This is a genomic window from Arenibacter sp. P308M17 (assembly GCF_003426735.1).
GTDB lineage: Bacteria > Bacteroidota > Bacteroidia > Flavobacteriales > Flavobacteriaceae > Arenibacter.
The window spans coordinates 141,343-164,585 of sequence record NZ_QVON01000010.1 but is presented as its reverse complement, the minus strand read 5'-3'; the positions used below and the strand labels follow the sequence as shown (position 1 = coordinate 164,585).

Here is a 23,243-nt window from a genome sequence, read left to right as displayed (position 1 = left end):
TTTCAAACCGGCCCATCTTCAAATCATCAAATTGCCTAATTGTTTCATCGATCCATTGTTCAATTGGTACATTGATTCATTGGTAAATTGGTTCATTGGTAAATTGGTTCATTGGTACATTTCCAAATCGGCCCGTCATCAAATTGACTAATTGTTACATTGGACAATTGCGGCATTGATCCATTGCTACAAGCTGCTAACTTTTGTAAATGACTTCATGAAGTTACGAAAACCTTTTCGTAGACCAAATGTCCTGTGTTCGGGGACATGGTACTAAAGTGTTTTGTGCCATGTCGTTTGGGAAATGGGAGTTTTATAACTTATAGTTATATATTTAAGATTTGAAACTACTGTTTCAACTAACCTAAGCCTCAATTTTATGAAAACTCCATTGTTTTTAAGTGGATTATTGCTGATTTTTATTTCATGTGGCGATCGTCCAACCAAAGAAACTGCTGCCACAACTACAGAGCCCATCAAAATAAAGGATTATCTACCTTTCTCCAAGCTACAACTGGAAGATCTGTCCATGTTTGAGGTAGATACCAATAATTGGAATATTGTTGGGGATGTCTACGTGGATAGAAATAAAGACAAGATATTAAAAGCCTTACCAGGTAAGGGGATATTGGCAAATATTCCAAGAGGGGAAACCAATAACGGTCATCTTTTTACAAATTTTGACCATGGTGATATCGAAATTGAGCTGGATGTGATGATGCCCGTCAACTCCAATTCCGGTATTTATTTTCAGGGCAGGTATGAAGTGCAATTATTGGATAGTTGGGGAGTTAAGGAACAAACATCCGGGGATATGGGAGGAATTTATCAAAGATGGGACGATGCACGAGGTAAAGGAAACGAAAATTTTGAAGGACATCCTCCAAAGGTCAACGCTTCTAAATCGCCCGGACTTTGGCAGCATTTTAAAATTATATTTCACGCTCCAAAGTTTGACGCTTCAGGTATTAAGACGAGGAATGCCAGTTTCCAAGAGGTATGGTTGAATGGTGTGTTGATTCAGGAAAATGTGGAGGTTACCGGTCCTACTAGGTCATCTGCTTATGAAGATGAAAAGGCAAGAGGTCCCTTAATGATTCAAGGAGATCACGGTCCCTTTGCCCTAAAAAACATCATCTATAAAAAGTATGAAGATAAAAAATTGACCTTGACCGATATGTATATGACCGAATACGAAAGTAATTCGGATTCAATTACAGGCTTCGATACCCTTACTGTGGTTAGGAATATAAAGGCAGACAGTATTTCTGCCAAAATGGTCACAGGGGATAGGGTGCAAAGAATATTAAAGTATGATGGTCAAATGGATATTCCAAATTCTGGAACCTATCTCTTTCATGTAGGGGTAAACAATGGAGGGGCCCTATTAATTATAGGCCAGGATACGGTAGTTGATCTAAATGGGGATTATAGTTTGGAGACCCCTGGGATAGGGGAAGTGGAATTGGCAAAAGGGAAACTGCCCTTCACTTTTATTTATAATAAGCACAATCCCTGGAATACTGGATTTAGAATGGATGTAGAGGGGCCTGAAATGCAAAGGATGTCCTTGAATGCCAAGAATTCTTTAGGATCTTCCAATAGGGGAGCGGAAGAGGATATATTGATTAATGTAGGAGACGAGCCTACTATGCAGCGCGGATTTATGATGCATGATGGCGAAAAAAGGACACATTGCATTGCGATAGGTACCCCGGAAAAAATAAACTTCTCCTATGATTTAAGTAGGAAGTCCATTTTACAGGTATGGGAAGGGGATTTTCTGGATGTTACCCAAATGTGGCATTCTCGTGGAACCAATCAATTGGCTGTACCCAAAGGGTTTTCCGTGGCCTTCCACGGTGATCCGGATTTTATGATCTTGGAAAATAAGGATATGATTTGGCCAGATAGTATTCCATCAAATATAAAATACAAACAAATTGGGTATGAGATTAGGGACAACGGTATTCCAGTATTTCTACATCAAATAGAAGGAACGTCTATTAGCAATACATTTATACCTTCTGAGAAGGGTCGTGGGCTAACACGTAACATCGCCGTAAATGGCAAGGAGGATATTTGGCATAAAATTGCCGAAGGGGAATCTATTCATGTGCTTGAGGATGGTACCTTTATTGTTAAGGATGAAAGCTATTTTGTCGACTTCCTAGGAAATAGCGACTTAGATCCTATTATCCGTCATTCCGATGGAAAGGATGAATTACTTCTAAGAATACCCGCAGGTAGCGGGAACATAACTTACAATATTATTTGGTAACCCAAAACAACCAATTATGCAGATTTTAAGACAAGCCGTATTCTATGTATTATTAATGGGTGCGATGCAATTTACCTTGGGTCAGGAAAGTTCGGACATGGCCAAAAAGGAATCCGAATATTATAAAATAGTGGATGTTCCCATCCCAAAGGACATTGTTTTGGAAGTAGGAGGTCTGGCCTTTACCGATGATGATAAATTAGGGGTGTCCACCAGAAGGGGGGAGGTTTGGTTAATAGATAGGGCATACAGTACAAACCCGGTTTATAAGAGATATGCGCATGGCATGCATGAGGCATTGGGCCTGGCCTATAAGGACAATGGTTTTTATCTTTCCCAACGAGGGGAACTTACCAGATTGGATGATAAAAACGGGGATGGAAAGGCAGATAGTTATAAGACCATCTATACCTGGCCCTTGTCCGGGAATTACCATGATTACTCTTATGGACCAAAAATATTACCCAATGGGGATATGTTGGTCACCTTAAATTTATCCTGGATAGGCCATGGAGCCAGTTTAGTAAAATGGAGGGGATGGATGTTAAAAATAACCCCGGAAGGGGAAATGACCCCTATTGCCACAGGCCTAAGATCGCCAGCGGGTTTTCAAGTGAGTCCTGAAGGCGATTATTTCTATACTGAAAACCAAGGGGATTGGGTAGGTTCAGGAAGGATGACCCATTTGGAAGTAGGTGATTTTGCGGGTAATCCTGAAGGTCTGAGATGGACAGATGACCCACGGTCGCCCTTAAGTTTGAAACAGGGAGATATTGAGGAACAATCTGGTTTGAGTCTTTACGAATATGCTAAAAAAGTACCGGCTCTTAAAGCTCCGGCTATCTGGTTTCCCCATACCATACAAGGGATTTCTACATCGGATATCCTATATGATACCACTAATGGAAAATTTGGCCCCTTTGAGGGCCAGATATTTATTGGCGACCAAGGGCATAGTAAGATTATGAGGGTGTTTATGGAAAAAGTCAATGGGGTGTACCAAGGTGCTTCCTTCTTATTTAAGGAGGGTTTTTCCTCAGGGATATTACGGATGATCTGGGGTAGTGATTCCAGTATGTTCGTAGGTATGACCAGTAGGGGGTGGGCCTCTACAGGGAAAGCTCCCTATGGTCTGCAAAGATTGGAGTGGACGGGGAAAGTACCCTTTGAAATTAAAACGATGAAAGCATTGGATGACGGATTTCAATTGGAATTTACCCAACCGGTCAATAAAAAGTTGGCTAGCAATACGACCAACTATCAAATGAAGAGTTTTACCTACCAATATCACAATACCTATGGGAGCCCCATAGTGGAAGAACAGCCGATAATGGTACACAAGGCAGCGGTCTCGGCAGATGGATTATCCGTGAAATTAACGTTACATGGAATGCGTTTGGGCTTTATCCACGAGATACAAATTCCGGACCTTACTTCCAGTTCTGGTCGGAAATTGCTGCATAACACTGGTTATTACACGCTGAACGAAGTTCCTGGGGGCGTATTGAAGTCACCTCAGATGACAGCTATGGTCAAATCGGGTAAAAATATTGCCCAACCCAAAAGAATTACAAAGATGCCGGCCGATTGGGATAATGGGTCCGATCAAAAGTTGATGATAGGTACCAAACCAGGATTGAAGTATGATTTGGAGGAAGTTAGGGTACAAAGGGGGGCAAAGGTAGCGCTTACCTTTAATAATAACGATGATATGATGCACAACCTGGTAATTACCCAAAAAGGCAAGGAATCGGTGGATAAGGTGGGGCAAATGGCCTTGATGTTGGGATTGGACGGACCGGATTATAATTATGTTCCGGATACCGATTTAGTATTGTACCATACGGCCATCATGCAGCCCGAAACGGCGGAAACAATTTATGTAAAAATGCCCGAGGAGCCCGGAGAATATTGGATTGTATGTACCTTTCCAGGGCATTCTTCCATAATGCGTGCGAAACTTATTGTGCAATAGGATAATATTGTATAACTATAATAAAGTCGTTTTTGGTCATATTGCGTATTTAAAATACGGTGATATTTAACAATCAAATTTCAACCCAAGAGTAGGTCTCTTTAAAAACATTTGTATAATTTTGGGGCATGCACGCCAAAGAGGAAAAATGGAATACCCTGTCCCATGCCCTTGGAGTAGTACTGGGGTTGATAGGCTTTGTGGTGGTATTGCAAAATAGCCGACAGCATACTACTTATGCCACTTTTTCAATTGTGGTCTACAGTGTTTCCATTGTGATGCTGTTTTCGGCATCTACCCTCTACCATCTTGTGAGGGATCCCAATTTAAAAAACGGGTTAAGAATATTGGATCACATCAGCATTTATTTTTTGATTGCCGGGACCTATACACCGGTGGCTTTAATTTTGCTGGGCAAAGGTAATGGATGGCTACTGTTTTATACCGTTTGGGGAATAGCTGCCTTGGGAACGGTAATGAAATTGTTCTATACTGGGAAATACGAATTTATTTCAGTGTTGCTATATTTAATAATGGGCTGGTTGATCGTATTGGATCTGGATACTTTACTGATTAAGACTTCTACCGTTGGTCTGGGAGTGCTTTTTCTAGGAGGTGCTTTTTATACCTTGGGAATTGTTTTTTACGCTATGGAGAGAATCCCTTATAACCACTTTATCTGGCATTTGTTTGTACTGGGAGGTGCCATCAGCCATTGGTTTTTTATTTTGATCGATGTGGTTTAAGGACGAATAATATCTTCATATTCTTTAAAGAAATCTTCAAATTTGGCCATGTTTTCCTTTAAAAACTCCATGGTCATTTGCCAGGTGTTTTTATTGTGAATGGAAACATGTTCCAAGCTTACCGAGACCCTGGAGATTTCCTTGCCGTTTTTTAGGAAAACCGTATCCTGAAACAGGGCTTCAGGTAAATATTCGTCTTTAAAAAGCGATTGCAGGGAGATTATTTTTTCCCATAATTCCAGCCGTTTTTCCAAATCCTGATTTTCAATATCCATAGATACCATGGCACTCTTTAAATCGAAATGAAATTTAAAGGAACAATCCTTAATACCGGTATTGTACAGAATCCATTTTCTGGGAAAGGATTTGCCGAAGGAAATCCAGAATTCCTGCCTTAACTTTTTGGCTTCGTCCCTGCTGAACATTTATAGGGAATAAGCTATTGCGATACCCAATATTATGACCACCAATTTTCGCAGGTTAAACTTATGGGCTTCCGAACTTTCAAACAAAATAACAGTCGAAATATGCAGGAAAACGCCAATAACCAAAGCGTTCAGGAAGACGGCATAGGTTTGGACAATCTCATAATTGGCAGCAATGTAGGTGCCTATGGGTGTCATCAAGGAAAATAGTACAATAAAGAATAGGGCAGAGGATAACTTTATCTTGGAGCTTAATAAAAATATGCTAAGGATGATGGCTATTGGAATTTTATGGATCAAAATTCCGTATAGAATAGTGCCGTGATTTTCTATAGGCAACCCTTCAAGCAGGGAATGGATACATAAGCTAATGAAAAGCATCCACGGAAAATCAGACTTTTCGGGGTCTAAATGAACATGTCCATGTTCGGCTCCCTTGGAAAAAAATTCTAGAAAAATCTGGAGCAGGATCCCCAGCATTATAAATACCCCTACCGTTTTTGGTGCTGCACTGCCATAAACTTCAGGGAACAGTTCAAATACGGTAAGTGCCAGTAAAAAAGCCCCGCTGAAAGCAAGGAGCAGTTTAAAGACTTCCTTGTTTTTTGGTTTGGTGAAGTACACAAATATAAAACTTAGCAATACGCCAAGAATGGGTAATACATATTTCATTTAGGAATGGTTCTGGTATTCTACAAAATTACCATATTGGCTAATAAGGGCTAAAATTAACGTATTTTTGCGTTATTCTTAAAGGTAGATATGAACAATAATTTTAAAATGGTGGCCAAGACCATGTTCGGTTTTGAAGAAATTTTGGCCAAAGAACTCCGTAACCTAGGTGCGGGAAATGTTGAAGAAGGGGTCCGGAGCGTTTTTTTTGAGGGCGATACCGGTTTCATGTACAAGGCAAACCTTTGTTTGCGGACTGCGATAAAAATAGTTAAACCCATTCATTCATTTCATGTTAGGGATGAAAACGATCTCTACAAAAAGATCTATGCCATGGATTGGTTCGATTATCTGTCCACCTCCACGACCTTTGCCATAGATGCCACGGTGAACAGCGAAAATTTTACCCATTCCTTATATGTCTCCCAAAAAACAAAAGACGCCATAGTGGATAAGTTTAGGGATACGGATGGCAGTAGACCGGATGTAGATATAAAATTCCCTGATGTTAGGATCAATATCCATATCCAGAACAATCAGTGCAATGTGGCCCTGGATTCTTCCGGGAGATCCCTACATCAACGGGGGTACAGGACTGCCACCAATATCGCTCCCATAAACGAGGTATTGGCAGCCGGTCTTTTGTTGTTAAGTGGATGGGACGGACAATGTGATTTTTTGGACCCCATGTGTGGTAGCGGCACTTTACTTACTGAAGCGGCCATGATTGCCTGTAATATTCCTGCCAACATTAATAGGAAGGAATTTGCCTTTGAAAAATGGCACGATTTTGATGCCGATCTTTTTGAAAAAATTGTAGATAGTAGTCTTAATAGGACCCGGGAATTTCATCATAAGCTCATGGGATATGACAAGGCACCCTCTGCAGTAAGAAAGGCCCAGGATAACATTGTCAATGCCAATTTATCCGATTACATAACCGTGGAAAGGAAAAACTTTTTTGATACGGAAAAATTCACGGACAATCACTTGCATATGGTATTCAATCCACCTTACGGCGAGCGATTGGATATTGAAATGGAGGAATTTTATACCGAAATAGGGAATACATTAAAAAGAAATTACCAGGGAACGGATGCCTGGTTCATTACATCCAACCTGGAGGCCTTAAAGTTTGTGGGACTCCGTCCTTCAAGGAAGATCAAGGTCTATAATAGCCATTTGGAGTCACGATTGGTAAAATATGTAATGTACGAGGGCAGTAAGAAGGCCAAGTTTAACAAAGAGGAATAGTTAAAATCCAATTATTTAAAAGTACAGAAATTTGAAACAAAAATACAAAGCCCTCATCTTGAATTTTCTAGGGTTCGCCATTTTGTTTGTTGCGGCCAGAATATTACTTGCAATGTAATTGTCCCTCAATACCCTGGTCTTGGCGTTTATGGCCGGGGAGTGGCCGCAAGTGTATTGGCACCCAAATCCAGTGCCGTAAAAATGCAATCGGGAGGGAAACTAATAATGAAATGGATTTTTCTTAAGGGGTTTTAGGGAGCTGTAGGTTTTTCTTCCATGGGCGGTTTCTTTTCTTCCTCTTCCTGAATTTTTTTGGCTTTTTTGTAGAGCGGTATAAAATAGGTGATGGAATAATTGTAACCCACGCCAAATTTACTCCCGTCGGTAACTTTGTTGAATCCTGGGATCCATAGGTTTCTAAAGTTGTCCGGTTCCTTGTTGCTTACCAGGAACCCAATGCGGACGCTGGCCCCTAAATAAATGTTGGCGAAGAGTTCGGCCTTTACACCCAGCACGGCTTCCAGCCAGCTGGCATTAAGTCCGCTAAATTCTTGGGCTACCTCCGAGCCCCAGGGAAAATCATTAATGGCATTGGGGTCAGGATTTATTTGATATTCCGGATCGTTCCAATATCGGTTAGTATCAAATATCTTATAATTGTTCAACGTTTGGTTAAAGGTACTATAGGCGTAGCGCCCCCCTACATGTATTGAATTGTTCATACCGTACCAATTGCCGTAGGTATTATAATCCACACCAAGTTTTAGGTAGCTTCCAGAGGTAGTAAAATTGTATAGGTCCTCTTGTTTGGTATTCTTTTCATTACCCAGTTCAGCTGCCACATAAAGTCTGTTGGTAATCCTATAATCCCCAACAATTTCAAGTCCTTGGTAGTCATCATTGAAAAATGAAATTAAGGGGCGACTAAGATCTATTCCTACCCTAATACCATAGGGGTCGGTGTGGGCCACCGTATCTTTTGGCTGCAGGTCAATGGGCTTGCTTTGGGAATATCCCAAAAAAATGGCGAAAAATAGAAAACTATTAATGAAATATTTTAACATGGGCCGCTGTTGAATTTTCTACCAATGGGGTTACAATCTCAATGTCCTTTATCCAATTATCCGTTTCCATTTTTAAATCACTACTTACATCTTCATAATTGGCAATATACCCACAGGCCCTGGAAACAAACTTATCTATCTTATTATAATTCAAGTATAAGGTATCCAGATCCCCTCCTTCAACAGTAATTGTGTCTCCGCTGGAATTAGTGGCCTCTACATCTGAAGAATTGCGGATAAAATAAAAACCTGTAGTGTTTTCTGCCACCTTTAACGGAATGGCAATGGAATCCAAGTCGGTTCTGTCGGATACCGTGGTGACCGTTGTATTCTGGCCAACTCCCACAATTCTAAATTTGGTAACCTTTTTCAATGCGGTAGGGTTGTCCACATCATAAAACCGTATCACTAGCAAAGGGGTGACCCCGTCTATACAGATATCATCTTTTTCACAGGCCCCTACGCTGATAAATATAATTATAACCAATATTGCAGTCTGGAATTTTCTCATTTTTGAATGGACTATTTGGCCCTTTTTTTTAAAAGTACAACATTTTCAACATGATGGGTTTGTGGAAACATATCAACAGGCTGCACTTTTAATATTTCATAATCCTCCTTCATCATTTCCAGATCCCTGGCCTGTGTAGCGCTATTACAGCTAACATATACTACTTTTTCCGGAGCAATGGATAGTATTTGCTGCACAACGGCCGCGTGCATACCATCTCTGGGGGGATCGGTAATAATTAGGTTTGGCCTACCGTGCTCCTTTATAAAGGCAGGAGTAAAGACATTCTTCATATCCCCTACAAAAAATTCAACATTATCTATTTTATTTCTCCTGGCGTTGGCCTTGGCGTCCGCTATAGCTTCGGGAACTGCTTCTATGCCTATAACTTTTTTGGCCTTTTTGGCTACAAATTGGGCAATGGTCCCCGTACCGGTGTAAAGGTCATATACCAATTCATTTCCATTAAGTTCGGCAAAATCCCGGGTTACTTTGTAAAGTTCATATGCCTGTTCCGAGTTGGTTTGATAAAATGATTTGGCATTTATTTTAAACTGCAGGCCTTCCATTTCCTCAAAAATATGGTCCCTTCCCGAAAAACATATGATTTTTTGGTCGTATATGGTGTCGTTCTGTTTTTGATTGATGACATATAACAGGGAGGTTATTTCTGGAAAAGTGGCTGCCAAATGATGCATCAATAATTCCCTTTTTTCCAAATTATCCTCAAAGAACTGGATCATGACCATAATTTCCCCGGTAGAGGAGGTGCGTATCATTACTGTACGCAGCATGCCCCATTGGTTTCTGGGATTGAAGAAAGAAAGATCGTTCTTTATGGCGAAATCCTTTATTTCCAACCTAATGGCGTTGGAAGGATCTTCCTGTAAATGACATTTTTTAATGTCCAATATTTTGTCCCACATACCTGGGATGTGAAACCCCAGAGCGTTTTTATCGTCAATTTCCCTGTCGGATTTAATTTCTTCCAACGTTAACCACCGACTATCCGAAAAAGAAAATTCCATCTTGTTCCTATAGAAATACTGTTTTTTAGAGCCCAGGATGGTATTGGTCTTCGGCAATTCCAAATGGCCAATTCTACGTAGGTTGTTCTCTACCTCCTTTTGCTTATAGAACAGTTGGTGTGCATAGTCCATATCCTGCCACTTACAACCGCCACAAACCCCAAAATGCTCACATACCGGTTTGGTTCTTTTATTGGAAAAAGAATGGAATTTGGTGGCTACCCCTTCAAAATAGGCCTTTCTTTTTTTGGTGGTCATAACATCCACCACATCTCCTGGGACAGTATTAATCAAGAATATTACCCGTCCGTCCGGCGCCTTTCCAATGGTCTTGCCTTTGGCTCCTGCATCAACTACTTCTACGTTTTCAAAAACTTGTCTTGTATTCTTTCTGCCCATGGGGCAAAAATAGGAGAATTTTTTAGGATTTATCTAGCTTTTTAACAGAGTCTTATTTGTATTTATTAGATTCGTAATTCCAACTCCGAATCTTAATGCGGAACGACCCATTTATATCATTACGGTTTCGGATTGGCGAGGGAATGAATTAAATAATACCCCAAAGGGTCTGCTGCTATTCAATTGACGAATCTTAAAACTATGTTTTAAATGGGAAAAATACTCTTTTGTTTATCTTTTTTGTGCTTTTTTTTAGGGGAAGCCCAGCAGAACAAAACCACAAAAAAAAGTGGTGCCAAAAAACCAAATGTTCTTTTCATAATTGCCGATGACCTAACGGCTACCGCAGTTTCATCTTATGAAAACCAAGCCTCGCATACCCCTAATATTGATCAATTGGCATCTCAAGGAACCAAGTATACCAGGGCCTACACCCAATATCCGGTTTGTGGGCCCTCAAGGGCATCTTTAATGTTCGGCTATTACCCCAATGCTACTACGACCTACGGATATGTCAGTGGAAGGGATAAGGTGGGGCCTTCACGTAAATCACTTTCACAATTATTTAAGGAGAACGGATACTATACGGCACGGGTAAGTAAGATTTATCATATGGGCGTACCTATAGACATAGAAACAGGTTCCAACGGTCAGGATGATGAGGCTTCCTGGACCGAAAGATTTAACAGTCAGGGACCGGAATGGACTGCCGTGGGGGAGGCAGAACGGGTACAGAACAATCCCTATGGGCTAAAGCCTAGAAAAGGCGGAAATGTGATGACCATCGTAAAGGCAGATGGGGACGATTTGATACATTCCGATGGCAAAACTGCAGAAAAGGCGGTACAACTTATTAGACAGCATAAGGAAACCCCTTTCTTTTTAGCGGTCGGCCTGGTAAGGCCCCATGTACCTTTTGTTGCTCCAAAGAAGTATTTTGAACCATATCCGCACCAAGAAATGGTATTGCCCCCTAAAGTGGAAAACGATTGGGACGACATTCCTGCCCGGGGAATTAACTACGTTACCAGTGTAAATGGTGAAATGTCCGAAGAGCAGGAAAAAAAGGCCGTAGCCGGGTACTATGCATCCGTTGCCTATATGGATGCACAGGTGGGAAAGATTTTAAATACCTTAAAGGAGGAAGGTTTGGAGGATAATACCATTGTTGTTTTTACTTCTGATCACGGATTTCATTTGGGGGAGCACCGTTTTTGGATGAAAGTAAGCCTTCATGAGGAATCGGTCAGGGTTCCCTTGATCATCAAAGTACCGGGAAAGGCAGCAGCGGTTTGTAATTCCTTTTCAGAACTTTTGGATCTGTATCCCACCTTGGCCGAACTGGCAGGGTTGGAGGCCTCCAAGGAATTACAGGGAAAAAGTCTTGTAAAGACTTTGGATGATCCCCAATCGGAAGTTAGGGATTTTGCTTTTTCCGTAAGCCAAGGAGGCAAGTCTTTTTTGTTGCGAAACCATAAATGGGCCTATATTCAATATGACGAAGATGCGGGAGCCGGCAAGGAACTTTTTGATATGGAGCACGATGCCAAACAGTATAACAATCTGGCCAATAATCCGGCTTATGGACATGTAATTGAAGAAATGCAAAGGAAGTTGCAGGGAAAACTGAATTCGGTAAGGGATAATAAGCTTGGATTGGATTATGGCCCAAGTAAGCAATGAAGTTTGGGTTGGCTAGCACACCAAATCTCCTTCTAAATGTATGGTGTTGCAGGTGTTCATCGCACCTAAAAACTCCTTTTTGGGCTATAGTTGCCCTATGTGCCAGTTTTCAAATAAAAGAGGGACCGGCAGGTTTTTCCTCTCAGAAATCAATCCCATAAAATTTTAGGATGCAAGTTACAATTCGTAATTTGCGGTCTCTGCTATGGATGGATGATTTCTCTCCCCAAGAAGGAATTGCTAAAGTTTATTTAAAAGTTATTTAATCATGTCGGTTTTGGAAAAGTTATCTTCTAAGGATGCTATGGCATTGGAGGAAAAATATGGAGCGCACAACTATCATCCGCTACCTGTTGTTTTGGGTAGGGGAGAGGGAGTTTTTGTTTGGGATGTTGAAGGAAAAAGATATTACGACTTTTTGTCCGCTTATTCAGCGGTAAACCAAGGGCATTGTCATCCCAAAATAGTCAATGCCATGATAAATCAGGCACAAACGCTGACCTTGACATCCAGGGCCTTTTACAATGATATGCTGGGAAAATTTGAGAAGTTGGCCGCGCAAACCTTTGGTTACAATAAGTTGTTGCCCATGAATACCGGGGCCGAAGCGGTGGAAACTGCCCTTAAGATCTGTAGAAAATGGGGCTACGAGAAAAAGAGAGTTGCAGAAAACCAGGCGCAGATTATTGTATGTGAAAATAATTTTCACGGACGTACTACCACCATCATCTCATTTTCCAATGATCCTATTGCCCGTAAAAATTATGGCCCCTATACGGAAGGTTTTATTAAGATTGAATACGATAATCTAAACGCTCTGGAAGAAGTTTTGGAAAGCGATAGGAATATTGCAGGATTTTTGGTGGAGCCCATTCAGGGAGAGGCCGGAGTATATGTACCTTCGGAAGACTACCTTGCCAAGGCATTGGAACTATGTAAAAAGTACAATGTACTTTTCATTGCGGACGAGGTGCAGACGGGAATAGCCCGTACGGGCAAATTATTGGCTACATGTGGTAATTGTAACTGTCCCGACAGGCACTGCAGCGGGACGCCCGAGGTGAAACCGGATATATTGATTTTGGGAAAGGCCCTTTCAGGAGGGGCTTACCCTATCTCCGCGGTTTTGGCCAATGACGATATCATGGAAGTAATAAAGCCTGGAAGCCATGGCAGTACTTTTGGCGGTAACCCAGTGGCAGCGGCAGTGGGCATAGCGGCCCTTGAGGTAGTCCGGGAAGAAAGGCTGGCAGAAAACGCCTATCAATTGGGGGTGCTGTTCAGGGAAGAGCTCAATAAGTTTATACCAACTTGTAATATAGTAAAGGCTGTCAGGGGTAAAGGCTTATTAAATGCCATTCTGATAAACGATACCGAAGATAGCTCAACCGCATGGGATATTTGTTTGGCATTAAGGGATAACGGTCTTTTGGCAAAACCGACACATGGAAATATTATCAGGTTCGCACCTCCTTTGGTGATGAACAGGGAACAACTTATGGAGTGTGTCGATATTATAATACAAACGCTAAGGAAGTTTGAAAAATAATATTCCTTCAGTTCAGTATGGTTTTGGGATAATGATTTTATGGCAGGCCTTATTATTATGGAGCCAAAAGAGTAAAAGGGTATATATTTACATTCCTAAAAATAGTGAACAGGATAATTATTATAAATAGTACCAATGGTGTTTTGGGGTGATAAATTACATCAGGTAAAATTTCTTTGCCCTTTAAGGGGGCATAAGTACGGACCCAATGATAGGCAATCAATAAAAATGCAGGAATAAATAGAAGGTTGTGTTTGGCCACACCCATTATATCCAAGTGTAGCAAATCGTGCAATGCCCTCTGGCTTCCACATCCTGTACAGTAATAGCCTGTGGCTATATAAAACGGACATTGGGGAAAGTGGTCGGAATTACTGGGGTTGTTGAAAAAATAAAGGAGCAGTATTCCAAAGAATACCACTCCCAATAGTAAGTTTCCCAATATTTTCTTTTTACTGGAAATCACCCGCATTCATTAAACCACCAAAAATACCAAAGATGGCCAAGCCAAAAAAAGCGATATATAAAAGCCAAAACAGGCCGGCTATGGCAATACCGACAATTGCCCAAGTTTTTGCATTTTTAGAGGCTCTTTCTGCCTGTTCATACTGGCCAAGGGCATAGGCCTCATTTACCTTGGCTGCATTCACAATACTTACTATGCCCGGAATAAGGCAACAGAATACCGTACTGATAATGGCTAAAACCAGATAGTTGTTCGGTTTGGGACGGTTTGGGTAATTCTCCATAAAAAAGCTTGATTAAATTGATCGATATAAAAATTATTGAAGGTTTTGAAAATAATCTTCCATTCTTTCCCTCATCAGTTCCTCGTTCTGTAAGGCGTCCCAACCAATAATGGAGATGATCCATATGAAAAAGAAGATTACCAGAATATTTAAAACTATCCCTATGATCGATAAGGTTTTGCCTAACTTAACATTGTTGTACCCCTCATACATACTGGGGTTTACTGCGTAGATCATGGTAGCTTTTTTTGCCAGGATAAGGCCTATTATACCAAATATCAGTCCAATAATTCCATAGCAGCAGCAGGTAACTATTGAAATAATCCCGAAAACCAGGATTAGGGTTGCGTTGGGTAGTTTTTGTTGTTCCATATTTTTGTTTAATGTATTAGATGAACCATTTTGTAAATATAACTTACAATGATGATTCCGGCGTTTAGGTATAGAAGATAAATTTTGATCTTGAAGGAATTTTTGATATTGACCAATAGGGAGGCACCAATGAAACCCAATAGAAATATCAGGGTGTAAATTGCGGGATACATCTTTAGGGCTTCAATAAAATGACCTTCAAACAAATAGGAAATGGAGCGTTGAATTCCGCATCCCGGACACTCAATACCAAAAATCTGCTTGTTCATACAGGGCAGCATATAATTTTCCAGTTCCATGGGAATGGCCATTGTAATTATTTAAAGTGCTAATATAATTCTTTACCGAAAAATACTATTATTTTTATGCAATGAAAACGAAACGGACGTTTTATTTGGTATTGATACTGCTAGGTGCTGGAATTGCGGGCTTGGGAGATCGGTTCATGCATGAGGAATATGCCTTGGCCACTGGAATTGCCCTTCTAATGTTTGGGCTTTACAAGACCACACAGTTATGGAGTATGGAACATTATGGGGATGAGGAAAAAGATAAAGAAAATGACTAATGGATTTTAAGGTAGGGGATCAGGTTGAGGCCATCGATGATATTGTTCAAGGAGTTGTGGTAAAAATAAACGGCGGACAAATTACTGTGGAAAGTATAGACGGGTTCTTGTTGAAATATACGGCTGCTGAATTATTGAAGGTTACCGGCTACAATGTTATTAAAGTGTCCAATTTTGAGGTAGCCAGAATAAAGGCGGAGAAAGAAGTCTCAAAGAAAAGGTCCAATAAGAAATTAAGGCCCAAGGAGCGTAATGCCCCGTTGATGGAAGTTGACCTGCATATCGATAAACTGACACCTTCTTCAAAGGGAATGACCAATTTTGAAATATTGAACCTTCAATTGGGTACGGCCAAACGTCAACTGGATTTCGCCATTCGCAAAAAGATACAAAAGGTGGTGTTGATCCACGGAGTAGGGGAAGGTATTTTAAAGGAGGAACTATATTTTCTGTTGAAGCGGTACGAAAACGCAAAGTATTATGATGCGGACTACCAGAAATACGGTTTGGGAGCTACGGAAGTGTATTTTTTTCAGAGCACCCCGTGATCAATTGGTTGTAACGGTTCCAAATTCGTTTATTCTTAGATCCGTGATCCGTTGATTATTGGAACTGTTGATAAAGGTAATCCCGCTCAATCTTATGCTGTGTTCGTAAGAAGTGCTTTCGCCATCAACTATTGCCGTAGTGGTTATAAGTACGGACCCACCTTCTGCCTCAATTTCTTGGATTACCGTAGGTTCCGTTACTGGAATTTCCTCACAAAAATAGGCATTGGTAACATTATCTGAAAAAATGCGATAGGCTAGGGTTGTGTTACTGGAAATGGGATATTCAACTTCGCCATCGGATGCCTCGTTTTTAAGGGTTCCACTTGGCACCCTTAGTATTAAGGCCTCACTGCCCACAATTTTAAAAAATAAAGTGCTGCTAGTTGTAACCGAACTGCCACAATATGCAATGTTGCTATCGTCAAAATTGATAGTTTCAATTTGTAGATCCCCATCATCGCATGAATAAAGGGCTAGGCACAATAGGAAAGTCAGGAGATTTTTCATGCCCCAAATTTAATCGAAATAAAGGTTATAATCCTAGAGGTTTATGAGCATTTTGCAGGAAATTAACTTTATTTCAAGTAATTTTGGTGCACTTTTCCTGAGTTGGGAAAGTTTTTAATTTGATTTATTTTTTAATGAAAAAGGTTTATTTGGATAGTGCGGCAACCACTCAGGTTAGACCGGAAGTCATCTCAAAAATGCAGGAGGCCTTGGCCAATTGCTATGGCAATCCATCTTCTTCCCACGGGTTTGGTAGGACAGCCAAAACGGCTATTGAAAAGGCAAGAAAAACCATCGCTAAGTACTTAAATGCGCATCCATCGGAGATAATCTTTACTTCGGGAGGTACCGAAGCGGACAATATGATTCTTAGATGTAGTGTAAGGGACCTAGGGGTAAAAACTTTGATCACCTCCAAGATTGAACATCATGCCGTTTTACATACGGCACAGGCACTTTCCCAAGAATATGGTGTTGAACTTTTGTTTGTGGAGTTGGATAGTAATGGTAATCCGGACCTATCCCATTTGGAGTCACTACTGAAAAGGGATGGTAGTAAGAAATTGGTGAGCTTGATGCACGTGAACAATGAAATCGGAAATATTGTGGACATAACGGCCGTAGGCAAACTATGTATGGAAAATGATGCCTTGTTCCATTCCGATACGGTGCAGTCCATTGGCCATTTCCCATGGGATGTACAGAAAGCCAATGCCCATTTCTTGACAGCTGCGGCACATAAGTTTCATGGTCCCAAGGGAGTCGGGTTTGCCTATATTAAAAGGAACTCAGGTTTTAAGCCTCTGATTTTTGGTGGGTCACAGGAACGTGGTTTTAGGGCCGGAACGGAACCCTATCATAATATTGTAGGTTTGGAGGAGGCCTTTAAGGCCGCTTATGACCACTTGGAAGAGGAAAGGAATTATGTGACGGAGCTAAAAAGATATTTTATAGAAAAAATATCCAAAGTAATTCCCGGTGTGGCCTTTAATGGTCTTTCCGGGGACATGGAAAGAGGTACCTATACCCTTGTGAACGTGCGCCTCCCTTTTGATCCTGAAAAGGCACTGATGCTATTGTTTCATTTGGATCTAAAGGGCATAGCCTGTTCCAAGGGTAGTGCATGCCAGTCCGGCAGCGATATTGGTTCGCACGTTCTTGCGGAAATACTTTCGGATGCGGATATGGAAAAACCTTCTTTGCGATTTTCTTTCTCAAAATATAATACCAAAGCGGAATTGGATTACGTGGTTGAGGTGTTAAGGGAATTTGGTTCCGATTAGTTCTTTTTTCGATCCCGGGGACGTTCCCTGTCGTAAGGAAATTTTCTGGAAGCCAGTTTCATCATGAGATCTATAAGGTCTGTAGTATTTTTTCCGGACTTCTTATTGATTTGTTTTTCATATTTCCAGAGTAATTTACCAGTAATTCCGTCACTTATCTTTACTCCTATTCTACCGTAGTTGGCATCGCCGTTAATATAATCAAGAAGGCTGAATTCTGTAGGAACACCTTTGGATAACAGTACATTTAAGTCCAAAGTGCCACTTATAATGCCATCAACTCCCAAAATTTGTGCAAGTTCCTTTACGCCGTAAACATCAATATTGTCGTATGAAATTCCATTTTGTTTTAAGATGGCATTGGTGTTTTTTGTATTTTGGAACTCCACGGAAAATTTCTTTTTCTTTTTTCTTTTGGAGAAATAAGTTTCCAGGGCGTCCTGTACGGCATATCCTTCCTTCTCTTTCAAATCTTTTAATTCAGCACTGGATATTTCATCTTTCAATTCCAAATTGGTCAAGAATGGAATAATGGCCAGACTGTTGTGGTCTTGGCTCAATTCATCAAACTTTTCACTTTCATAAATGTTCTTTTGTGCGGATACACCCAGGCAGATAAAAGTGAATATAATTATAAGAATATTTTTCACACGTTTAAATTTTTATAATTAATTGTTTTTAAGGTAATTAAAAAAATTGAGAACGTGTGTAACCTCTTCGCTCCGCTCCGTTCTCGCATTAAAAATTTTAAACATCTCCTTCCAACAGTGATCGGGATCCGAAGGAATTTTTAAATTTTTTAATGCTCGTTTCATCTATTGTTATTTGTTTTCATTATACCGCTCATAGTTGAGGGGGACACTTCCCCCATTGGGACTTAAAAATTTTATGCTCCCTATGTGCCCGTCAATTTTGAGGTTTAAACTTATTCTTCCTTTTAAAAACGCATCTCGATTTTAATATTTAAAATACGACCGGTCATAAAATTGGGTACTGCAAATTGTTGTCCGTTTACCAGATCCCTGATCCAAGTGTTGGTTATGGAATTCTGGTTGTTGAACAGATTAAATATTTCAAAGCCGCCACTTAGATCCTTGAAGATCCTTAAAAATGGAATTTTGTCGTTAAATTTATTGGCTCCTGCAAAAATATAGGAAATTCCCAAATCTGCACGTTTATAATCCCTTAATCTATTTTGATAAAGGTAGGGGTCCGTATAGCTAGGGGAACCTCCTGGAAGACCGGTATTATAAATCAGGTTCAGATACATTTTTAGGTCAGGGACCTCTGGCATGTAGTCCTGAAAGAGAATACCGACTTTTAAGCGTTGGTCCGTAGGCCTAGAAATATATCCCCGTTCATTAATGTTTTCCTCTGTTTTGAGGTAGCCTAAACTGAACCAAGATTCCGTACCCGGAACAAAGGCGCCGTTTAACCGTAATTCGGCCCCATAGGCATAAGCTTTCGCATTGTTTTGGGCCGCATATCGTATACGGACATCCTCTAAGGTATAGGGGTTTACATGGGTCATTTTTTTCCAATAGGCTTCGCCGGTTAAAGTGAACGGACTTTGCCACAATTTAAAACTGTATTGGTTTCCAAATACAATATGATAGGATTTTTGGGCCTCCACTTTAGGGTTGATACTACCATCCCTACCTCTAAGTTCCCTGTACATTGGAGGTTGTTGGTAGACTCCCCCTGAGAGTCGGAACAGCATATCCTTGGTCCAGTTGGGCTTAATGGATAATTGTACCCTGGGACTAAATATGGTATGGGGGCTATTCCTAAGGTTTTTGCCACTCACTCCCCAATGGCTGGCCCTGACACCAATATTGTAGTAAATATTATGGTCGTTCCATTGGGTCCTATGGCTATATTGGGTAAATCCGGAGAGTTTATTGGTGTTTATGGAATTCTGACCAAAAATACCCTCGTAGGGAACCATATATTGCAGAGAGTCCATGGATTCCGATTCCCAAATTTGATCCCTAATATAGGTGTGTTCGTATTTGAGTCCCCAAGAAACGACCCTACCATCTTTGGTGTGGATTCCTTTATGTTCCAAATTGATGATTTTTGCATCCAACGTATTTCCGGCCTTATTGTATTGTGTGGCCAATCCCTTTATGGGGGTAGGCTCCCATTCAATATCGTCCTCAAGTTCTGTTTCCAAATCATTAAGCCGATATTGGGATATTAGATCGGAATATTCTTGCTCCCTATTAAAATACAGGGAGGAAATAAGTTTTAAAGTGGTATTATCATTGGGTCGGTATTCTGCTTTCAGGGCATTTAGATTGGTGTTGTACCGGTTTTTTTCACTTCCCGAATAATAGACCGTTAACGTTTTTATATCATCCAGTGTCCCAAAGCGGGTCTGTCTGGTAAACGGTTGGTTTCTATAATTGTTGATCGAAATATTTCCTAGGTAGCTAATTCGAAATTTGTTGGAAAATAGGTAGGTGGTATATTGTTGTATATCAAAAAAAGAGGGGTCGTAGTTACCATTGGTATTCTGGCTATGCAGCAGTAAGCTGTTGTCCCGCGACCTGATGCTGGTTAGTGAGGACCACTTTTTGTTCTTGGATACGCTTTCCAATGTAGTGGAGGTCCCTAGACGGGTGGCACTTATTTTAAGTCCGAAAGTAACTGGTTTTTTATAGCTGATATCCAGAACGGAAGAAAGTTTATCCCCATATTTGGCTTGGAAGCCTCCTGCGGAAAATTGCAGGTTTTCCACCATATCACTATTAATGAAACTTAGGCCTTCCTGTTGTCCTGAACGTATTAGAAAGGGCCTATAAATTTCTATATCATTGACATACAGCAAATTTTCGTCAAAATTGCCCCCTCTTACCATGTACTGGGTACTAAGCTCATTATTGGAGGAAACCCCTGGCAATAGCTTTAAGATATTCTCAACCCCCGCATTGGGTCCTGGGGTATTCCGGACAATATCCGATGGGATAGTTGTGATTCCTTCAGCGTACCTACCACCTACAGGGGTTACCAGCACCTCGGCAATACGTATGGCCTCATTTCTTAGAACAGGGTTAAACTCATAATTCTCATTGGTATTAAGAATTAAATCCTTTATGATCAACTTTTCGTTTCCTAGATGGGAAAAGGTTATTGTTGTTTCCCGGTCCGCTATAATTTCCAATATATAAAACCCGTTCACATCGGAAAAGGTTCCTTGGTTATCGCATGTAATGTTCACATTGGGCAAGGGCGTTCGGTCTTCGGTAAAAACCACACCGGTTATGATGGCCGTTTGTGCGTTTAGAATGGTAGTCGAAGATGTTAATACGACAAGAAAAAATAGTTTAAAAAGTCTCAATGCTTCATTTTCTGTAAAAAGTACTTGTGAAAGTACTGCTATTGCCAACATTATCGGTAACCACTACCTTCAAATCACATTGTTTTTTGTCCAATATAAGATCATCAAAATTATAGGTTATGGTATTGGTCTTTGGCTCATATTCCAAAAGTATCCATTCCCCATTAAGCGTTGCATTGTAGGTGTCTATTCCGCTTAGGTCGTCCGTAATTTTTAAGCTTAGATAACTGTAATTGGTAAGCCACTGTTTATCTTTAAAATTTTGTGGTCCAATCTGGGGGGCTATACTATCTTTGGCCAAGGTATAGGTGCCCAAATCCCTGGTCCTTGTTGTAAAGGTGGTGCCCCGTTTATAGGTAGAGGCATAATTTACAGATCCATTATTGTTCAATCTCCCGATGAACAGTTGTTTTCTTTCCTCGTCCGAATATTTTGAGACATCAAAGGTTATGGTAAAGTTTCTATGTACGGGTACTTTGTTATTGTGAATAGTAACGGTATCCGCGCCATTCTTTAGGTCAATATAAAAATTGTCATAGAACGTATTGGCCGGAAAGTACACTTTTGCGGCACCCAAATCAAAATTGTTAGGCCTTTTTGCAATTATAAAGTTTTCCGTTTTTTCTTCAATTTTTGGAATTATAATTTCTTCAAGTTTTCCTTCTACTGGTATGACCAATTTGGTAAGGTTACCGGCAAGATCATAAATATGGATTTCCACATTATAGGACAGCCCTTCGCTTACCTCAAGTTTTCCACTATTGTAGATGGTCCTATAAATCCCCAAAAGATTGCTTTCATCCTTAAAGCACTTTTGAATCCTCTCCCTATAGGTACTGTAATGGTCGTAATCTATTAAAGTGTTTATATACCTACTTTCCGTAAATGAGAATGTCTCAAAATTGAAATCGGTATATAATTTCCCGTTCACTATTTGTTTTACGGAATAGATCCCGTTTTGATTGGCAGCGAGGTCCTGACGATCAAATGCATTTATTCCGAATCCAATAGTGCCAATGGCAGTTACCTTGTCGGCAAGATAGGTGCCATCACTTTGTCTATGGTATTTCAGTTTTATTTTTTTCTCACTTTTATTTACCTGGGCTTTCCCGGAAAGGGGATAGGCATAAACACCCAACAAAGTGGGATCTGTAGCATCCCTTACCTCTATTCCAAATAGAAGCGGATTCGTCGGCATTTCAGAGGCACTGTTCCTAATTTCAAAATGTAGGTGGGGTCCGGCAGATCCCCCGGTATTTCCCGTATAGGCAATAAGATCCCCTTTCTGGACCTTAAGTTCCGAAAATTCAGGAAATATTTCTACTTCAAAGGATTTTTTTTGGTATTGTACTTGCTTTACATAAGCTTCAATCTCGGGGGAAAACTTTTGGAGATGCCCGTAGACGGAAGTGTACCCATTGGGATGGGCAATATAAAGTCCTTTTCCATATCCCCATTCCGAAACTTTTATTCTGGTCACCGTGCCCTCACCAATGGAGTATACGGCTAATCCCTGTCGCTGTTGCGTTTTTATATCGATGCCTGCATGAAAATGGTTGGAGCGCAGTTCTCCGAAAGTTCCGGATAGCACTATCGGAATATCCAAGGGAGGACGAAAAAAATCCTTCGGATATGGCGCTTGTCCATAAAACATTGAGGTAAATAGAAAAAATCCTAAGATAAAACCTTTCATAGATGTGTTAACTTGGTACGAAAGTAATTAATACGGTTCTAATTCAAAAAAAAGTCGGTGTTATATAAGTTCAATACTTAAAAAGGGATAATTATTTTTCTTAAATTGAAGTTATAACTTTTACCCACTAAGTATGGTTTAAAGTCTTCGGACAAGGGCGTCGAAATGTTTTCAGGTTTTCCGCTTGATGTCTCTTGTGTTGGCCTCTGGTAGGTCACTTTAAGAATAAATGAAAAAAGAATTGCTAAGTATGAAGAGGTGTGTTAACTTTGTGTAAAATGCATTGATATTTGCAAATGAGTGAATTGGTAGATATTGTTGATTCTTTAGAAAATAAAATTAGTAAGTTGTTGCACAAGCTGGAGCTTTTGCACCATACCAACATAAAATTGGAAGAAGAATTGGTTGCCGTAAAAAGTGAGCATGAAGCTACAAGGGTTTCGGTTAATGAATGGCAGGAAAAATACAATTCACTTAAATTAGCGAGTTCTATGTTGGGTAGTGATACGAATAAGACCGAAGCTAAGCTTAAAATAAACACATTGATTAGGGAGTTGGACCATTGCATTGCCCAACTTTCAGAATAGTGT

General features: G+C 40.4%; 24 protein-coding genes. 10 read left to right on the top strand and 14 right to left on the bottom strand.

Features of this window, described 5'->3' with window-relative positions; translation table 11 throughout:
- Window positions 1-379 precede the first annotated feature (379 nt).
- The 3 genes from D0S24_RS19680 (at window position 380) to D0S24_RS19670 (ending at window position 5,002) form a co-directional block, all read left to right on the top strand.
- Complete coding sequence (locus D0S24_RS19680; RefSeq protein WP_117021543.1) at window positions 380-2,281, top strand: family 16 glycoside hydrolase; 1,902 nt, start codon at window positions 380-382, stop codon at window positions 2,279-2,281.
- Window positions 2,282-2,297: 16 nt separating this feature from the next.
- Window positions 2,298-4,256, top strand: a complete 1,959-nt coding sequence (locus D0S24_RS19675; RefSeq protein ID WP_181938146.1) for a plastocyanin/azurin family copper-binding protein — start codon at window positions 2,298-2,300, stop codon at window positions 4,254-4,256.
- A 128-nt stretch (window positions 4,257-4,384) separates the two neighbouring features.
- Complete coding sequence (locus tag D0S24_RS19670) at window positions 4,385-5,002, top strand: PAQR family membrane homeostasis protein TrhA (RefSeq protein ID WP_117021542.1); 618 nt, start codon at window positions 4,385-4,387, stop codon at window positions 5,000-5,002.
- On the opposite strand, the gene D0S24_RS19665 is transcribed toward D0S24_RS19670, so the two are convergent.
- Window positions 4,999-5,427: a DUF4268 domain-containing protein gene (locus D0S24_RS19665; protein ID WP_117021541.1), complete on the bottom strand. Its 429-nt coding sequence runs from the start codon at window positions 5,425-5,427 to the stop codon at window positions 4,999-5,001. The two genes, D0S24_RS19670 and D0S24_RS19665, sit on opposite strands and share 4 nt — an antisense overlap.
- The gene (locus D0S24_RS19660; protein WP_117021540.1) at window positions 5,428-6,099 is read right to left on the bottom strand and encodes a ZIP family metal transporter; all 672 of its coding nucleotides are present in this window, start codon (window positions 6,097-6,099) and stop codon (window positions 5,428-5,430) included.
- 90 nt (window positions 6,100-6,189) lie between these two features.
- On the opposite strand from D0S24_RS19660, the gene D0S24_RS19655 reads away from it, so the two are divergent.
- A complete protein-coding gene (locus D0S24_RS19655) occupies window positions 6,190-7,353 on the top strand; it encodes a class I SAM-dependent RNA methyltransferase (RefSeq protein WP_117021539.1) in 1,164 nt (387 codons plus the stop codon).
- Window positions 7,354-7,604: 251 nt separating this feature from the next.
- On the opposite strand, the gene D0S24_RS19650 is transcribed toward D0S24_RS19655, so the two are convergent.
- Genes D0S24_RS19650 through rlmD form a run of 3 tightly spaced genes read right to left on the bottom strand, consistent with a single transcriptional unit; the run spans window position 7,605 to window position 10,355 of the window.
- Window positions 7,605-8,417 (bottom strand): DUF6048 family protein, encoded by an 813-nt coding sequence (locus D0S24_RS19650; RefSeq protein ID WP_117021538.1) that lies wholly within the window; start codon window positions 8,415-8,417, stop codon window positions 7,605-7,607.
- On the bottom strand, window positions 8,398-8,928 hold the full coding sequence (locus tag D0S24_RS19645) for a DUF6452 family protein (protein ID WP_117021537.1): 531 nt from the start codon (window positions 8,926-8,928) through the stop codon (window positions 8,398-8,400). Before D0S24_RS19645 ends, D0S24_RS19650 begins: the two co-directional genes overlap by 20 nt.
- Before the next feature lie 11 nt (window positions 8,929-8,939).
- Window positions 8,940-10,355, bottom strand: coding sequence for a 23S rRNA (uracil(1939)-C(5))-methyltransferase RlmD (rlmD, locus tag D0S24_RS19640; protein WP_117021536.1), 1,416 nt, complete (start codon window positions 10,353-10,355; stop codon window positions 8,940-8,942).
- 210 nt (window positions 10,356-10,565) lie between these two features.
- Here rlmD and D0S24_RS19635 point away from each other — a divergent pair, with 210 nt between their 5' ends.
- Together D0S24_RS19635 and rocD are read left to right on the top strand one after the other, a co-directional pair.
- Window positions 10,566-12,038, top strand: coding sequence for a sulfatase (locus D0S24_RS19635; RefSeq protein ID WP_117021535.1), 1,473 nt, complete (start codon window positions 10,566-10,568; stop codon window positions 12,036-12,038).
- Between the two features lie 268 nt (window positions 12,039-12,306).
- Window positions 12,307-13,587: an ornithine--oxo-acid transaminase gene (gene rocD, locus D0S24_RS19630; protein ID WP_117021534.1), complete on the top strand. Its 1,281-nt coding sequence runs from the start codon at window positions 12,307-12,309 to the stop codon at window positions 13,585-13,587.
- Window positions 13,588-13,642: 55 nt separating this feature from the next.
- On the opposite strand, the gene D0S24_RS19625 is transcribed toward rocD, so the two are convergent.
- From D0S24_RS19625 to D0S24_RS19610, 4 genes are read right to left on the bottom strand one after another with little or no spacing between them, the layout of a single operon-like run.
- Window positions 13,643-14,029 carry a DUF2752 domain-containing protein gene (locus D0S24_RS19625; protein WP_181938145.1) on the bottom strand — a complete coding sequence of 129 codons (387 nt, stop codon included), beginning with the start codon at window positions 14,027-14,029 and terminating at the stop codon, window positions 13,643-13,645.
- Between the two features lie 10 nt (window positions 14,030-14,039).
- Window positions 14,040-14,336 (bottom strand): CD225/dispanin family protein, encoded by a 297-nt coding sequence (locus D0S24_RS19620; RefSeq protein WP_117021533.1) that lies wholly within the window; start codon window positions 14,334-14,336, stop codon window positions 14,040-14,042.
- Window positions 14,337-14,369: 33 nt separating this feature from the next.
- On the bottom strand, window positions 14,370-14,708 hold the full coding sequence (locus D0S24_RS19615) for a CCC motif membrane protein (protein WP_117021532.1): 339 nt from the start codon (window positions 14,706-14,708) through the stop codon (window positions 14,370-14,372).
- A gap of 8 nt (window positions 14,709-14,716) precedes the next feature.
- The gene (locus tag D0S24_RS19610) at window positions 14,717-15,019 is read right to left on the bottom strand and encodes a DUF2752 domain-containing protein (RefSeq protein ID WP_251795845.1); all 303 of its coding nucleotides are present in this window, start codon (window positions 15,017-15,019) and stop codon (window positions 14,717-14,719) included.
- A gap of 59 nt (window positions 15,020-15,078) precedes the next feature.
- On the opposite strand from D0S24_RS19610, the gene D0S24_RS19605 reads away from it, so the two are divergent.
- Window positions 15,079-15,276, top strand: coding sequence for a hypothetical protein (locus D0S24_RS19605; protein ID WP_117021531.1), 198 nt, complete (start codon window positions 15,079-15,081; stop codon window positions 15,274-15,276).
- The gene (locus D0S24_RS19600) at window positions 15,276-15,824 is read left to right on the top strand and encodes a Smr/MutS family protein (RefSeq protein ID WP_117021530.1); all 549 of its coding nucleotides are present in this window, start codon (window positions 15,276-15,278) and stop codon (window positions 15,822-15,824) included. The genes D0S24_RS19605 and D0S24_RS19600 overlap by 1 nt, the downstream gene beginning before the upstream one ends.
- Here the strand turns inward: D0S24_RS19600 and D0S24_RS19595 are convergent, their stop codons facing one another.
- Window positions 15,825-16,334: a hypothetical protein gene (locus D0S24_RS19595; protein ID WP_117021529.1), complete on the bottom strand. Its 510-nt coding sequence runs from the start codon at window positions 16,332-16,334 to the stop codon at window positions 15,825-15,827.
- Between the two features lie 134 nt (window positions 16,335-16,468).
- On the opposite strand from D0S24_RS19595, the gene D0S24_RS19590 reads away from it, so the two are divergent.
- Entirely contained in the window at window positions 16,469-17,617 is a 1,149-nt protein-coding gene (locus D0S24_RS19590) for a cysteine desulfurase family protein (protein ID WP_117021528.1), read from the top strand.
- Here the strand turns inward: D0S24_RS19590 and D0S24_RS19585 are convergent.
- The 4 genes from D0S24_RS19585 to D0S24_RS19575 all read right to left on the bottom strand — a co-directional run bounded on the left by D0S24_RS19585 (window position 17,614) and on the right by D0S24_RS19575 (window position 22,653).
- Window positions 17,614-18,267: a hypothetical protein gene (locus tag D0S24_RS19585; RefSeq protein ID WP_117021527.1), complete on the bottom strand. Its 654-nt coding sequence runs from the start codon at window positions 18,265-18,267 to the stop codon at window positions 17,614-17,616. The two genes, D0S24_RS19590 and D0S24_RS19585, sit on opposite strands and share 4 nt — an antisense overlap.
- A gap of 18 nt (window positions 18,268-18,285) precedes the next feature.
- A complete protein-coding gene (locus tag D0S24_RS21205; RefSeq protein WP_181938144.1) occupies window positions 18,286-18,432 on the bottom strand; it encodes a hypothetical protein in 147 nt (48 codons plus the stop codon).
- 122 nt (window positions 18,433-18,554) lie between these two features.
- Window positions 18,555-21,011, bottom strand: a complete 2,457-nt coding sequence (locus D0S24_RS19580) for a carboxypeptidase-like regulatory domain-containing protein (RefSeq protein ID WP_117021526.1) — start codon at window positions 21,009-21,011, stop codon at window positions 18,555-18,557.
- Window positions 20,965-22,653 (bottom strand): M23 family metallopeptidase, encoded by a 1,689-nt coding sequence (locus tag D0S24_RS19575; protein WP_117021525.1) that lies wholly within the window; start codon window positions 22,651-22,653, stop codon window positions 20,965-20,967. Before D0S24_RS19575 ends, D0S24_RS19580 begins: the two co-directional genes overlap by 47 nt.
- A 296-nt stretch (window positions 22,654-22,949) precedes the next feature.
- On the opposite strand from D0S24_RS19575, the gene D0S24_RS19570 reads away from it, so the two are divergent.
- Window positions 22,950-23,240, top strand: coding sequence for a hypothetical protein (locus D0S24_RS19570; RefSeq protein ID WP_117021524.1), 291 nt, complete (start codon window positions 22,950-22,952; stop codon window positions 23,238-23,240).
- Window positions 23,241-23,243 lie beyond the last annotated feature (3 nt).

What these genes read in the sequence shown, in the direction of transcription:
- D0S24_RS19650 (WP_117021538.1), bottom strand. Translation starts at nt 8,417, where the DNA reads ATGTTAAAATATTTCATTAATAGTTTTCTATTTTTCGCCATTTTTTTG.
- D0S24_RS19665 (WP_117021541.1), bottom strand. Translation starts at nt 5,427, where the DNA reads ATGTTCAGCAGGGACGAAGCCAAAAAGTTAAGGCAGGAATTCTGGATT.
- rlmD (WP_117021536.1), bottom strand. Translation starts at nt 10,355, where the DNA reads ATGGGCAGAAAGAATACAAGACAAGTTTTTGAAAACGTAGAAGTAGTT.
- D0S24_RS19605 (WP_117021531.1), top strand. Translation starts at nt 15,079, where the DNA reads ATGAAAACGAAACGGACGTTTTATTTGGTATTGATACTGCTAGGTGCT.
- D0S24_RS19615 (WP_117021532.1), bottom strand. Translation starts at nt 14,708, where the DNA reads ATGGAACAACAAAAACTACCCAACGCAACCCTAATCCTGGTTTTCGGG.
- D0S24_RS19575 (WP_117021525.1), bottom strand. Translation starts at nt 22,653, where the DNA reads ATGAAAGGTTTTATCTTAGGATTTTTTCTATTTACCTCAATGTTTTAT.
- D0S24_RS19580 (WP_117021526.1), bottom strand. Translation starts at nt 21,011, where the DNA reads ATGTTGGCAATAGCAGTACTTTCACAAGTACTTTTTACAGAAAATGAA.
- D0S24_RS19675 (WP_181938146.1), top strand. Translation starts at nt 2,298, where the DNA reads ATGCAGATTTTAAGACAAGCCGTATTCTATGTATTATTAATGGGTGCG.
- D0S24_RS19570 (WP_117021524.1), top strand. Translation starts at nt 22,950, where the DNA reads ATGAGTGAATTGGTAGATATTGTTGATTCTTTAGAAAATAAAATTAGT.
- D0S24_RS19610 (WP_251795845.1), bottom strand. Translation starts at nt 15,019, where the DNA reads ATGGCCATTCCCATGGAACTGGAAAATTATATGCTGCCCTGTATGAAC.
- rocD (WP_117021534.1), top strand. Translation starts at nt 12,307, where the DNA reads ATGTCGGTTTTGGAAAAGTTATCTTCTAAGGATGCTATGGCATTGGAG.
- D0S24_RS21205 (WP_181938144.1), bottom strand. Translation starts at nt 18,432, where the DNA reads ATGAAACGAGCATTAAAAAATTTAAAAATTCCTTCGGATCCCGATCAC.
- D0S24_RS19590 (WP_117021528.1), top strand. Translation starts at nt 16,469, where the DNA reads ATGAAAAAGGTTTATTTGGATAGTGCGGCAACCACTCAGGTTAGACCG.
- D0S24_RS19635 (WP_117021535.1), top strand. Translation starts at nt 10,566, where the DNA reads ATGGGAAAAATACTCTTTTGTTTATCTTTTTTGTGCTTTTTTTTAGGG.
- D0S24_RS19660 (WP_117021540.1), bottom strand. Translation starts at nt 6,099, where the DNA reads ATGAAATATGTATTACCCATTCTTGGCGTATTGCTAAGTTTTATATTT.
- D0S24_RS19670 (WP_117021542.1), top strand. Translation starts at nt 4,385, where the DNA reads ATGCACGCCAAAGAGGAAAAATGGAATACCCTGTCCCATGCCCTTGGA.
- D0S24_RS19655 (WP_117021539.1), top strand. Translation starts at nt 6,190, where the DNA reads ATGAACAATAATTTTAAAATGGTGGCCAAGACCATGTTCGGTTTTGAA.
- D0S24_RS19620 (WP_117021533.1), bottom strand. Translation starts at nt 14,336, where the DNA reads ATGGAGAATTACCCAAACCGTCCCAAACCGAACAACTATCTGGTTTTA.
- D0S24_RS19595 (WP_117021529.1), bottom strand. Translation starts at nt 16,334, where the DNA reads ATGAAAAATCTCCTGACTTTCCTATTGTGCCTAGCCCTTTATTCATGC.
- D0S24_RS19680 (WP_117021543.1), top strand. Translation starts at nt 380, where the DNA reads ATGAAAACTCCATTGTTTTTAAGTGGATTATTGCTGATTTTTATTTCA.
- D0S24_RS19645 (WP_117021537.1), bottom strand. Translation starts at nt 8,928, where the DNA reads ATGAGAAAATTCCAGACTGCAATATTGGTTATAATTATATTTATCAGC.
- D0S24_RS19600 (WP_117021530.1), top strand. Translation starts at nt 15,276, where the DNA reads ATGGATTTTAAGGTAGGGGATCAGGTTGAGGCCATCGATGATATTGTT.